The organism is Pseudovibrio flavus (genome assembly GCF_009711345.1).
Taxonomy (GTDB): Bacteria; Pseudomonadota; Alphaproteobacteria; order Rhizobiales; family Stappiaceae; genus Pseudovibrio; species Pseudovibrio flavus.
This window is the reverse complement of record NZ_SMMA01000061.1, coordinates 27,092-39,414: the sequence shown is the minus strand read 5'-3', so window position 1 is coordinate 39,414 and position 12,323 is coordinate 27,092. Positions and strand designations below refer to the sequence as shown.

Below are 12,323 nucleotides of genomic sequence, written 5' to 3'. Positions count from 1 at the left end.
ATTACTCTTTAAGAATCACTTAGATTTACTGTAACTACAACTATACCTTGCAAGGGTGTCAATTTCTGACATGGAGGTCTGATGTCTTTTGCCAAAGCACAGGACCTGCTTCGACTGGCCCAGATGGCTGCATCACGTCGGGGCGGTGTCAGCCTTGATGACATCTGTACCGAATTTGGGGTATCGCGCCGCACCTCTCAGCGAATGACAGAGGCACTCGAAACAGCTTTCGCAAGTGTTTCAACTAGAGACGATGCGGATAGACGACGGTTCTGGCGGTTAGATACGCCGTTGGCGAGCCAACTTCAACCAAGGCAGGAGACGGCAATCGAGGCTCTTGAATTTGCCGCTCGTACAGCGCGCGATGAAGGGCGGCTCCGGCACTATCGTGCATTGGAAGATCTTCTCGACGGGTTGTTAGCGCGTTTGAAACCAGGGGACGCCCGTCGGTCGGAAGCCGATGCGGAGGCAGTTTTGGCTGGATTGGGCCAGATCACGAGACCCGGTCCCACCGTATCGCTGAAGCCAGCGATAACTGACTCTATCATTGAAGCGCTACGTGGCCCGTTCCGGTTAAACCTTTACTACGGGGCTCTGGGCTCTGCTCCACGTGTGATCGAGCCACATGGTCTACTATTGGGCTATCGCAGCTATCTTGTGGCAAGGCAGCCCGCGCGTGGAAACGAAATTCTTAACTTCCGTATGGATCGGATTTACGATGCGCAGGTTCTGAACGAGAGTTTTCAGCTGGCCGAGGGGTTCAACCTGGAAAGCTATGCAGCGATGGCGTTTGGCGTCTATCAAGATCCAGAACAATACGGTGAAGTTGTTTGGCGATTTTCACCTGAAGCCGCGGAGCGCGCCGCCGAATTTCGGTTTCACCCAACTCAGGTTATCGAGCCTCAGGACGATGGAAGCCTAATCGTCAGATTCAAGGCAGCAGGCTGGCTGGAAATGGCATGGCACCTTTATCAATGGGGTGACAAGGTTCAAGTTTTGGAACCTGCAGGCTTACGGAAACTTATTGCAGGGCACCGGCGGTCAGATTTCAACTCTCTGCCGTGACGACATTTTTGAAGGGGATTTAACGATGAAAGATGCTCTCGACCATACAGCATTGAAAACAAAACAACGTGCCGTTCGCGATAGCTTCCCCGAAACCATGGGACTACGCGCCCACCGCGCGATCAGTTGGGTCGGCCGCGCTGAGGATTGCGGTAAGGATGAGGATGCACGTTTCATTTTCCTCTGGGTCGCTTTCAACGCTGCCTATGCAGGTGAACAGGAATTTCAAGTGGTGATCCCACGCGAGCGAACTGCATTTTCCGACTACTTCGATCGGCTCGTGGCTTTAGATGGAGACCAGCGCATTTACAATGCCTTGTGGCTGCGGTTTTCCGGGCCGGTCAGGCTACTCATGGAAAACCGTTATGTTTACAAACCATTCTGGCAATATCACAATGGAATAGATGGGTTCGAGAACTGGGAAGTGCGCTTCCAAGCCTCTTCTCGCTCTTTTGCACGATCTTTCCAAGAAGGTGACAGCGCCCGCGTTTTGAGCTTTGTGTTTGACCGGTTGTACGTCCTGCGCAATCAACTCATTCACGGCGGGGCGACATGGAACAGTGGTGTAAATCGTTCTCAGGTTCGGGACGGCGCTGCAATTCTCGGCTTTCTGATGCCTGTATTCATCGACATTATGATGAATAACCCAGATGAAAACTGGGGTAAGCCGTTTTATCCCGTTGTCGATTAATTGAGTAAAATCACCAAACCAGCATTATGTCCCTATGTAAGGGATCCGTAGTCTTGATTGTCAGGAAACGAACTGACCTAAGAACATTTCTTTTTGATGGGTCTAATGATGGGTAGGTGGCAGTATATGAAATAAAGTTCATAAATCACAATACCTTATAAGGTAAAGTGGCGGAGAGGGTGGGATTCGAACCCACGAGACGCTTCCACGCCCGGCGGTTTTCAAGACCGCTGCATTCAACCACTCTGCCACCTCTCCGGCCTTTGTGGTGGAGACCTTTTCAGCGAATTGCGTATTAAAGTCAAGCCATTGATGTCGCAGTCCACAATTTGCAGTTAGGCCTATGGAGAAGTTTCTAGATTGCTCCAAAATTACCCTGCAGATATGCGAATTGATTAACGCTGATTTGTGATTGCTTAATGATTTGTGTTGTATCCTCCAGCGCGAGCGAGGTGGGCTTTGCTGCGCGAAACGGGCTGCCAGATATCCCTTTTTGCTCTCAACTCCTTCGGGAATTCGGTGTTTTTAGTATTGAGTAAACCGTAATGACGTCTGACACATGGAACGTCCGCTCTTATGATGCAATCAGCTCTGATTGCGCGTATTCCGGCGCAAACATGAAAGATAACAAGACTGGGCGTGCTGTGAAAATTGGCGCTGGTCTTGCTCTTTGCCTGCTATTGGCTGCCTGCGGAGGAGATAGCAAAAAGGTAAAGTTCAGCGAGAAAGACTACGGCGTGAAGGCAAGCCCTCGGATGGTGAAGTCTTCAGCATCTGTGCCGAAAGGTGGTGGACGCTCTGTCGTCGGTAAGCCTTATAAGGTTGCAGGTAAGTGGTACTATCCCAAGGATGATCCGAACTACAAAAAGACCGGATACGCTTCTTGGTATGGTCCTACGTTCCATGGCCGTATGACTGCAAACGGCGAGATTTTCGATCGCTATGCGCTCACAGCCGCACATACTACATTCCCGCTACCGAGTTATGCGCGTGTAACAAACGTCAATAACGGTCGCTCGATGATCGTACGTGTGAATGATCGCGGTCCTTTCCACGATAACCGTGTAATTGACCTTTCCGAGCGTGTTGCAGACATGCTTGGTACCAAGCAGGCCGGTGTTGCAAAGGTAAAAGTGGAGTACGTTGGCCGCGCGCCTTTGCATGGCAAGGATGAGAAGTACCTTCTAGCATCGCTGAATAACAAAGACGCGATTGTTCCGGGAGCTACGCAGCCGGGCACAATGCTTGCCTATAACGCACCGCAGAAATCTCCCGCGCCTATCGGATTTGGCAATGTGCCTGTGCCTACAAAGCGCCCTTATGCCTATGACAACTACCGTATGATGGCTGATGCCGCCGGTAGTCTCGATCCGGCAACAGTTTACACACCGCAGAGAAATCCGGTTCGTCTGGCTTCAAACCAAGACTTTAACAGCCAGATCAACTCTGTTCTGTCTGCTCAACCCGCTGCTGCACCTGCAAATGTTCAACAGCCTGTAAACGCTCCGTCAGGTATATTGCCTCCAGGTACCCTTGGGTATTTGCCAGCAAGTGCAAACACGCCTAATCTGATTAGCGGCAATGCGGAACTTTCATACGCACCGGTTGAGCGTGTAGAGCAGGGCCATAGTGCGTTTGCGGCGATTTCAGGCGGTTTGGGCCTGAAGACAATTCTGGAGGCATATTCCAAGCAGCGGTCGCGAGACCTTTAACTGCTTTGCGGTTTACGCCCCAAGTTCAAGAATGACGGGTTTGTGGCATGAAACGAGTATCAGTATTTAAGCGCGTAATCAGCTTCATGGTGCTCGGCTTACTGTCGCTCCCAGCAGGTGCTATCGAACTGCACTCCTCCTCCGCTGTACTTTATGAACTGGAGGGGGATCGGGTACTCTATTCCAAGAATTCCGAGGCACCTATTGCACCTGCAAATCTTACCAAACTCATGAGCGCGCTGGTTGCGGTTGAAGCTATCCGCAATGAAGAGATCGCTTTAACAACTCCATTCAAAATTAGTGAGCATGCGTGGCGCACGGGCGGCGCACCTGCCCGTGTTACGACAATGTTTGCAAACCCTCGCAGCAATGTAGAAGTTCAGCATCTCGTGCGTGGTTTGGTGGTGCATAGCGCTAATGATGCAGCTATCGCTCTGGCAGAAGGTATTGCTGGTGATGAGCCAAATTATGCTACGCGCATGACACAAGCAGCGCAGCGTATTGGGATGGATAATACCACCTTTGCCAATGCGACAGGCTATCCGCACAAGTATAACAGAACCACAGTTGCGGATATGGTTTTGCTCGCCAACCACATTTATCGCAAAGAACCCGGTCTTTTCGCTTTGTTTGGTGAAGAAAAGTTCAAATGGAATAAAATCACCCAGCGCAACAAGAACCCACTTCTACGCAAGATCGAGGGGCTTGATGGTTTTGGTGCTGGTTATTCAGATGAACATGGCTTTTCTGCTATCGCGACGCTCATTCACGGTAACAAGCGCTACATCGCGGCAATCGCAGGGGCCCAGACAATAGAAGAGCGGGAAGCGGATATGAAAACTCTTCTCGTTCAGGCATTTACCACTCATGCTGTGGTACCGCTCTATGAAAAAGGCGAAAGAGTTGGCTACGCCGCAGTTTATGGAGGCGACGAACAGCAAATCGCGCTTGTTGCTCCTGATACCATTTCCGCCTTGCTCAATCCGGCGGAAAAGAAGAACTACAGCCTTCGCATCAACTACCGTGGCCCTCTCAACGCGCCGGTAAAACCCGGTTTAAAAGTTGGCGAATTAGAAGTTGTTTCAAAAAATGACGTGATTTATCGCGCTCCGCTGGTTACAGGAGAGGCAGTCGGAACTGGTTCGCTTAAGCAGCGTTCGTGGGATGCGCTTGGTGAACTGGTCTGGAAAGTGTTTTAAGATAGGGTGATGCTTCATCCTAAACCAAAAGGCTGCAAGACACGTGCGCGGTAAGTTCATAACCTTTGAAGGCGGCGAGGGCGCTGGCAAATCTACCCAGATCCGCGCATTACTCGACTTTCTCAAAAACAGCGGAATTTCTGCAATCGTCACCCGCGAACCCGGCGGCTCTAAAGGTGCTGAAGTCCTGCGTGAGGTGTTGCTTAGCGGCGCGGCGCAAAAATACGGCCCCGCTGTGGAGGCGATGCTGTTTGCCGCTGCCCGACAAGACCACGTTGACAGCCTGATTGCCCCAGCTCTTGCTGAAGGAAAATGGGTTCTTTGTGACCGGTTTGCAGATTCCTCGCGCGTCTATCAAGGCGAAGCTGGTGTCAGCAAGGGGCTGATAGATAACCTTCAGGATCTTGCCGTAAACGGCCATATTCCAGACCTTACTCTTCTTATCGATGTTCCACCGGAAATTGGCTTGGCTCGCGTTGGTAGCCGCTCTGTTTTCAATGGTGATGAAGGTCCGGACCGCTTTGAAAAAGACACTTTAGAGACCCATCGAAAGCGCCGTGAACTCTTTCTTGAGATGGCGAAGAACGAGCCTTGGCGCTTTAAAGTTATTGATGGTTCGCAAGACCAGTCTGGCGTTACAGAGCAAATTTTTGCAGCGGTTAGAGAGCAGTTCCCCGAATTTGAATTTAGTAAGCAACAGGAGCTGAGCTAAGCGATGGCACGGGCAACGGAAATCGAGTTTACGCCGGAAGTTGACGCTCTTGATGATATTGCTTTGCCACGAGAACGAAGCGAACTGTTTGGTCATGAAGAGGCAGAGCAGGAGCTGCTGAATGCCTATCGCTCTCAACGTTTCCATCACGCTTGGTTGATCGGCGGACCCAAGGGCGTTGGCAAAGCCACCCTCGCGTTTCGGTTTGCCCGTTTTGCGCTGGCCAATCCTGACCGTTTTGGCGCGCAGGTCATGAGTGCGCGTGATCTATCCGTGCCTATGGAGAGCCATAGTGCCCGCATGGTTGCGGCTGGTTCCCACGCTGACCTTCTTCATTTACGTCGTCCTTGGGACGAAAAAGGCAAGCGTTTCAAACGCGACCTTCCCGTTGATGAGGTGCGCCGCACGGTTAGCTTCTTTGGGTCCACCGCTGCAGGTGGTTCTTGGCGTATCTGCATTGTAGATGCTGCAGATGACATGAACGCTAGTGCCGCGAATGCGCTTTTGAAGGTGCTGGAAGAGCCTCCACAGAACTCCTGCTTCCTAGTACTTTCCCATAATCCGGGCCGTTTGTTACCTACCATTCGCTCTCGCTGCCGCCGTTTGGAGCTAAGGAAACTGAGCGACCAACAAATTACGCGCGGGCTTGGCGCTTACAACGTGCAAGTGCCTCACGATAGCGCAGAAGTTGATGCACTCATGGCGATGGCAGACGGCAGCTTGCGGCAGGCTATTTTGACAGCTGATGGTCCGGCTCTGGCGCTGTCACGCGACTTCTTTTCCATGCTCCGCAACCCGGCTGACATTGATATGCGCACAGCCCACGACTTTGCTGACCGCGTTGCAATGCGCGGCGCTGATGATAACTGGGCATGTTTTCTTGAGCTTGTGCGCAACTATATCAGCGGACAACTACGGAAAGACAAAACGCTCCATGCAGGGCACCTTGTCAGGTGGGCTGACTTGTGGGAAAAGGTTGGCCAAACAGCTGCACTGACGGATGCTCTTAATCTGGATAGGAAGCAGGCCGTTCTTACGTTTCTCTTTGAGATAAGAGACGCGTTCCGCCAGTTTCCCGCACAGAGCTGAGATAAAGCTTTGTAGTCTCCCGACAAACCGAATTAACTGATACCCCACGAGGTCACTTTAAGACTATGACCGACAAGTCGCCTTTCTTTATTACGACCGCGATTTCCTATCCTAATGGGCGTCCGCACATCGGCCACGCCTACGAGGCAATCGCGACTGACGTGCTGGCGCGCTTCCAACGTTTGGATGGCCGTGAAGTACATTTTCTAACCGGTACCGACGTACACGGCCAGAAGATGCTACAGACAGCCGTCAAGGAAGGCATGTCCCCGTCTGATCTTGCAAACATGAACTCCCAGCACTTCCGTGAAATGGTTGAGATGCTTGGCTGTTCTAACGATGACTTCATCCAGACCAATGAAGAGCGCCACTACAAGGCGTGTCAGGCGATCTGGGAAAAGATGGTTGCTGCAGGCGACATCTACAAAGACAGCTACTCCGGTTGGTACTCCGTTCGCGATGAAGCCTACTATCAGGAAGGCGAAACCGAAGTTCGTGAAGACGGCGTTCGTTATGGCCCGCAGGGTACGCCTGTTGAGTGGGTTGAAGAGGAAAGCTACTTCTTCCGCCTTTCCGCTTATGAGCAGAAGCTGCTGGACCACTACGAGTCCCACCCTGAGTTCATCGGTCCAAACACCCGCCGCAACGAAGTTGTATCCTTCGTAAAGGGCGGTCTGCGTGACCTTTCCGTATCCCGCACCACCTTTGACTGGGGCATTCCGGTTCCTGGTGATGAAAAGCACGTCATGTACGTGTGGGTTGATGCGCTGACCAACTACATCACCGCTCTGGGTTACCCTGATATGGACGGCGACATGGCCAAGTTCTGGCCTGCGAACGTTCACGTTATCGGTAAGGATATTATCCGTTTCCACGCGGTGTACTGGCCTGCGTTCTTGATGTCTGCTGGCGTTCCTCTGCCAAAACGCGTTTACGCACACGGCTTCCTGTTCAACAGCGGCGAGAAAATGTCCAAGTCTCTTGGCAACGTTATCGCGCCGAAAGACCTTATCGATGCATATGGCCTGGACCAGATCCGCTACTTCTTCCTTCGTGAAGTTCCATTCGGTCAGGACGGCAACTACAGCCACGATCAGGTTGTAAACCGCATCAACGCGGACCTTGCAAACGACCTTGGTAACCTTGCACAGCGTTCGATCTCCATGATCTTCAAGAACTGCGATGCTAAGATTCCAACCTGTGGTGAACTGAGCGAAGCGGATAAGGCGATCCTTGATCAGGCCGATGCAATGCTGGAAGCATGCCGCGGTTTCATGGAAAAGCAGGAAATCCACCACGCTCTCAACACCATCTGGAACGTTGTTGGCAAGGCAAACCAGTATTTTGCAACGCAGGAGCCATGGGCTCTCAAGAAAACCGACCCGGAGCGCATGAACACTGTGCTTTACAACACTGCGGAAATCATTCGTCAGGTTGGTATTCTGGCGCAGCCGGTTATGCCGGCGTCTGCTGAAAAACTGCTCAACCTGCTTGAAGTTCCTGCGGAAGAACGTAGCTTTGCCTTTGTTGGCGGTGAACATCGCCTTGCTTCCGGCACTGAAATCTCCAAGCCGGAAGGCGTGTTCCCACGCTTTGTAGAACCAGAAGCTGAATAAGCTCGGCTACAGTTGTGATTTAAGTGTGGGGGCTCATGCCCCCATTCTTTTTGCTCATTCCCCTTGCTTGCACGCTAATGATAAGTATAGATACGTGCCTGCAATAAAAGCACTAATGCATTCCAGAGTACTGAAGAAAGTCTGCCCCCCGTGATTACACTTGTCGATAGCCACTGCCATCTGGAGTTTCCGGATTTTGCCGAGGAAAGAGACCAGATTATCGAGCGCGCTCATGATGCTGGCGTCAAGCTGATGGTCACGATTGGCACGCGCATTCGCCGCTTTCCGACAATTCTTGAAATTGCTGAAAACTATCCAAGCGTTTACTGCAGTGTTGGTACTCATCCGCACAATGCGGAGGAAGAGGAGGGGATCCTCGCTTCTGAAATCATTGAGCTTGCCAAGCATCCGAAGGTTGTTGCTATTGGTGAAAGCGGGCTGGATTATTTCTACGATAAGTCCCCGCGTGAAAAACAGCGCGCAGCTTTTAGAGAGCATATTGCCGCTGCTCGCGAGACAGGACTTCCACTCGCAATCCACTCCCGCGATGCTGATGAGGATATGATCGCTATCCTTCGTGAAGAAATGGAGAAGGGCGAGTTTCCGGCGTTGCTCCATTGTTTTTCCTCCGGAGAGGAACTGGCGATGGCTGGCCTTGAGCTGGGCCTTTATGTTTCCTTCTCTGGTATTTTGACTTTCAAACGCTCTGAAGAACTGCGCCAGATTGCAGCGCGTATTCCAATTGATCGTCTGCTCGTTGAAACCGATGCGCCTTACCTTGCTCCGCAGCCATGGCGCGGTAAACGCAACGAACCGTCTTACGTTGCCGCAACCAACAAGGTTCTGGCTGATGTGTTTGGTGTTTCCGAAGAGGAAATGGCAAAGCAGACGACCGAGAACTTCTTTAGACTATTCAAAAAAGTACCGAAGTCCGCTGCAGGTCTTTAAGGAGGGGGCATGGGGTCTCAAACGGAGTTCACGATTTTGGGGTGCGGTTCTTCAACCGGTGTGCCTCGGATCAATGGCGACTGGGGTGCTTGTGATCCCAACGAACCGAAGAATAGACGTCGGCGCTGCGCTCTTCTGGTAGAAAAGAAATCTGAGTCCGGTAAGACAACCATTGTCGTTGATACTGGTCCGGATATTCGCGAGCAATTTTTGAGCGCAGGCGTTAAGACGATTGATGCCGTCCTCTATACGCATGCCCATGCAGACCACATCCATGGCATTGATGATCTTCGTTTTTTCGCGATGATCGAACGTCGCCGTATTCCGGTATACATGGACGAACCGACATCAGCGCGTGTTCGTCATGCTTTTGATTATTGCTTTAGAACGCCTGAAGGATCCAAGTATCCGCCGATCATGGACGAACATCGAATTCTGCCTGATGTTTGGTTCTCAATTGACGGCGAGGGCGGTGCAATTGAGGCGCTGCCCTTTACGCTAAACCACGGTGATATTGATGCGCTTGGTTTCCGTTTTGGCAATTTGGCTTACACGCCTGATTTAAACGGTATTCCGCCGCAAGCTGAAGAAGCGCTCAAAGGACTAGACGTCTGGATTGTAGATTCCTTAAGGCGCGCTCCGCACCAAAGCCATTTTTGTTTAGATGATGCATTGCGTTGGGCTGACAAGTTGCAGCCAGCGAAAGTCATATTGACCAATATGCATAGCGACCTCGATTATAATGAACTTGCCGCATCGTTGCCTGCTGGTATCATACCTGCGCATGATCAAATGAAAGTAATTGTATAGATTAGGGAGGAATTACTCTCATGCAGACTGCACTTCGCATTAAAGATTGGGATAAAGCCTATAGTAATCAAGGCTCTGTTGCCAATGCTGAAAGCATCTTTTCACGGTGGCCAAGTGCTGCAACTGCATTTAGAGAGGATACTAATTCCGAACTAGACATAACCTATGGCGATAGCGATAAGCAAAAGCTCGATTTATTCTTTCCAGATAGAGCGCCAAAGGGCCTGGTGCTGATTGTACATGGTGGATACTGGAAGGCATTTGATCGCAAAGACTTTAGCCACTTGGCTAAGGGAGCCGTCGATGCTGGTTATGCTGTTGCTATGCCTAGCTACGATCTTTGCCCAAATGTATCCATAGCTGACATTACCAAGCAAATTGCGAAATCACTTGAAGTTGCTGCATCCAAGGTTGCTGGTCCGATCTATCTGACTGGTCATTCAGCTGGCGGTCATTTGGTAGCGCGTTTGATGTGTGATGATGATCTTCTTAGTGCTGCAGTTTCTGGTCGGATTACGAGATGTGTTCCAATCAGCGCATTGGTAGATCTTAGGCCGTTGCTGCGAACTGAAATGAACGACACATTGCGGCTAACAGAAAAAGAAGCCGAACTGGAAAGTCCGATTTTCTCAAAACCACGAGATGGCGCCGAGATAGTTTGCTGGGTTGGCGCTGATGAGCTCTCAGAGTTCCGGCGTCAGAACAAAACGCTGTACACAGTGTGGGCGGGTTTTGATTGCGCGATCTCGTATCATGAAGCGAATGGTAAGAACCATTTCACAGTGATTGAGGATTTAGAAGACAATCAGTCAGCACTTATACGTAGCCTTCTACACTGCTAGTATAAAGGTTCCATAATCTACATTATCCGATAAATTGATTTTTTGACCCAGAACCCCGTCAATCATGCGCATGCTCGATTGTTTTGTGGTATCAATCAGTTACCCGTATTCTACGAATACTGACTGTATGTCTTGTTAGTCTTTTGATCGTCGTTTCATTAAAAAATCCGCAGTGCCAAACACTGCGGATTTTGTCGTGACAGAATGTAGATTATGGAATTGGAGGACTAACTTCAGGCGGCATCGGACAAGTGTATGGACTTGTTTCTAATTGCTGCTGATGTACTTTCTTTGCCGCGGATAGAACCTCAGGTGATCGGATAACATCTAGCGCCGTCCCTGCCATTACTTTGGCAGCGTAAATCATACCTTTGTGAGCGATTGCCGTCTTGCCATGGGCGGTCAACTGCCATGTGTGAAAAGGCGTACCTACGGCGCAAGTCGCGATCCGAGCCTGTACGGTTGGTACAGCCCAGCTTACGTCGCCAACATCGGTCGAACCCCAACCGCCTTCAGCGTTACGATCTAGCGGAGCTACGAAATCGCAAAGAAGCATTTCTGGATCGACTGTTTTTCCAATTCGGCGGAACGTTCCATCAATGTCGCCGCGTGTGTAGGTCTCACGGATTTTGCGAGCAAAGTCGAAATCATCTTCGTCGTAGGAAGGCACATCGAGGCGTTCTAAGTTAGCCTGCATGATTTCTTCCAGTGGACGGTTTGGCATCAAGTTAGACACCGCACTGACGATTTTGTGCTCAACTCTGGTTTCGGTCATGAGCGCTGCGCCTTCAGCAACCTTTTTCACGCGTTCGATAAGTGGGAAAAGGTCTTGCAAGTTGGTCGCGCGGATAAGTTGGCGCACAGTAGCTTTCGCTTGCACAACGTTTGGCGCTGCACCACCGGCATTGAGGTATGCATAGTGAACACGTGCACTATCAGGCATATGCTCACGCATGTAGTTAACGCCAACGTTCATAAGTTCAACTGCATCAAGAGCGCTTCTGCCAAGATCAGGTGAACCAGCTGCGTGAGCGGCTTTACCGTGGAACGTGAAATCGATGCGCATGTTTGCGAGCGAACGCGCTTCATTTACCGCATTGAACGTTGATGGATGCCAAGATATTGCGGCATCTACGTCGTCAAACCAGCCTTCACGAACCATGAATACCTTCGCAGCGCCGCCTTCTTCTGCCGGGCAGCCGTAGTAGCGAACGCGCGCTTTAATTCCGTTTTCCTCAATATAATCCTTGAGAGCGGAAGCTGCCAAAAGTGCTGCTGAACCAAGAAGGTTATGCCCGCATCCATGCCCTGCTCCACCTTCTACCAGCGGCGCGAAATCGGCAGAACCTGACGCCTGACCGAGTTCTGGCAGCGCATCGAATTCACCCAGAATTGCGATCACCGGACCTTCACTTCCAGCTTCGCCCATAACAGCAGTTGGAATGCCTGCAAGGTCGGTCGTTACGCGAAAGCCTTCTTCTTCAAGGGCTTCTTTGTGAAGGCGTGCGGATTCTTTCTCCGTATATGCAATTTCCGGATTATCAAACACGTCATCAGAGAGCTTGATGTACCGCTGCGTTCTTTTCTCAACCAGGTCCCAAATTATCTCTGAATTCTTACTCATGATCTCTTTTCTTTC

11 protein-coding genes and 1 tRNA gene are annotated in these 12,323 nt (G+C 50.9%); 10 read left to right on the top strand and 2 right to left on the bottom strand.

Going from position 1 to position 12,323, the window contains the following annotated elements:
* Positions 1-81: 81 nt before the first annotated feature.
* A complete protein-coding gene (locus E1162_RS09420; protein ID WP_155129961.1) occupies positions 82-1,065 on the top strand; it encodes a helix-turn-helix transcriptional regulator in 984 nt (327 codons plus the stop codon).
* A 25-nt stretch (positions 1,066-1,090) separates the two neighbouring features.
* Positions 1,091-1,756, top strand: coding sequence for a HEPN domain-containing protein (locus E1162_RS09415; RefSeq protein ID WP_257098887.1), 666 nt, complete (start codon positions 1,091-1,093; stop codon positions 1,754-1,756).
* A 168-nt stretch (positions 1,757-1,924) separates the two neighbouring features.
* On the opposite strand, the gene E1162_RS09410 is transcribed toward E1162_RS09415, so the two are convergent.
* Positions 1,925-2,014 (bottom strand) — tRNA-Ser (locus tag E1162_RS09410).
* 287 nt (positions 2,015-2,301) lie between these two features.
* Between E1162_RS09410 and E1162_RS09405 the strand changes: the two genes are divergently transcribed.
* From E1162_RS09405 to E1162_RS09370, 8 genes are all read left to right on the top strand, one after another.
* The gene (locus tag E1162_RS09405; RefSeq protein WP_257098886.1) at positions 2,302-3,468 is read left to right on the top strand and encodes a septal ring lytic transglycosylase RlpA family protein; all 1,167 of its coding nucleotides are present in this window, start codon (positions 2,302-2,304) and stop codon (positions 3,466-3,468) included.
* Positions 3,469-3,515: 47 nt separating this feature from the next.
* Entirely contained in the window at positions 3,516-4,667 is a 1,152-nt protein-coding gene (locus E1162_RS09400; RefSeq protein WP_155129958.1) for a D-alanyl-D-alanine carboxypeptidase family protein, read from the top strand.
* 43 nt (positions 4,668-4,710) lie between these two features.
* Positions 4,711-5,379: a dTMP kinase gene (tmk, locus tag E1162_RS09395; RefSeq protein WP_371311879.1), complete on the top strand. Its 669-nt coding sequence runs from the start codon at positions 4,711-4,713 to the stop codon at positions 5,377-5,379.
* 3 nt (positions 5,380-5,382) lie between these two features.
* Positions 5,383-6,468, top strand: a complete 1,086-nt coding sequence (locus E1162_RS09390; protein WP_155129955.1) for a DNA polymerase III subunit delta' — start codon at positions 5,383-5,385, stop codon at positions 6,466-6,468.
* 65 nt (positions 6,469-6,533) lie between these two features.
* On the top strand, positions 6,534-8,084 hold the full coding sequence (gene metG, locus E1162_RS09385; protein ID WP_155129952.1) for a methionine--tRNA ligase: 1,551 nt from the start codon (positions 6,534-6,536) through the stop codon (positions 8,082-8,084).
* A 150-nt stretch (positions 8,085-8,234) separates the two neighbouring features.
* Positions 8,235-9,032 (top strand): TatD family hydrolase, encoded by a 798-nt coding sequence (locus tag E1162_RS09380; RefSeq protein ID WP_371311878.1) that lies wholly within the window; start codon positions 8,235-8,237, stop codon positions 9,030-9,032.
* A 9-nt stretch (positions 9,033-9,041) separates the two neighbouring features.
* The gene (locus E1162_RS09375; protein ID WP_155129946.1) at positions 9,042-9,842 is read left to right on the top strand and encodes an MBL fold metallo-hydrolase; all 801 of its coding nucleotides are present in this window, start codon (positions 9,042-9,044) and stop codon (positions 9,840-9,842) included.
* A 20-nt stretch (positions 9,843-9,862) separates the two neighbouring features.
* Entirely contained in the window at positions 9,863-10,684 is an 822-nt protein-coding gene (locus tag E1162_RS09370; RefSeq protein WP_155129943.1) for a hormone-sensitive lipase, read from the top strand.
* Positions 10,685-10,895: 211 nt separating this feature from the next.
* On the opposite strand, the gene E1162_RS09365 is transcribed toward E1162_RS09370, so the two are convergent.
* Positions 10,896-12,308 (bottom strand): M20 family metallopeptidase, encoded by a 1,413-nt coding sequence (locus E1162_RS09365; protein ID WP_155129940.1) that lies wholly within the window; start codon positions 12,306-12,308, stop codon positions 10,896-10,898.
* Positions 12,309-12,323 lie beyond the last annotated feature (15 nt).

Coding starts and splice junctions, on each gene's coding strand:
- E1162_RS09370 (WP_155129943.1), top strand. CDS start 9,863: ATGCAGACTGCACTTCGCATTAAAGATTGGGATAAAGCCTATAGTAAT.
- E1162_RS09365 (WP_155129940.1), bottom strand. CDS start 12,308: ATGAGTAAGAATTCAGAGATAATTTGGGACCTGGTTGAGAAAAGAACG.
- E1162_RS09390 (WP_155129955.1), top strand. CDS start 5,383: ATGGCACGGGCAACGGAAATCGAGTTTACGCCGGAAGTTGACGCTCTT.
- E1162_RS09415 (WP_257098887.1), top strand. CDS start 1,091: ATGAAAGATGCTCTCGACCATACAGCATTGAAAACAAAACAACGTGCC.
- E1162_RS09405 (WP_257098886.1), top strand. CDS start 2,302: ATGACGTCTGACACATGGAACGTCCGCTCTTATGATGCAATCAGCTCT.
- E1162_RS09375 (WP_155129946.1), top strand. CDS start 9,042: ATGGGGTCTCAAACGGAGTTCACGATTTTGGGGTGCGGTTCTTCAACC.
- metG (WP_155129952.1), top strand. CDS start 6,534: ATGACCGACAAGTCGCCTTTCTTTATTACGACCGCGATTTCCTATCCT.
- E1162_RS09420 (WP_155129961.1), top strand. CDS start 82: ATGTCTTTTGCCAAAGCACAGGACCTGCTTCGACTGGCCCAGATGGCT.
- E1162_RS09400 (WP_155129958.1), top strand. CDS start 3,516: ATGAAACGAGTATCAGTATTTAAGCGCGTAATCAGCTTCATGGTGCTC.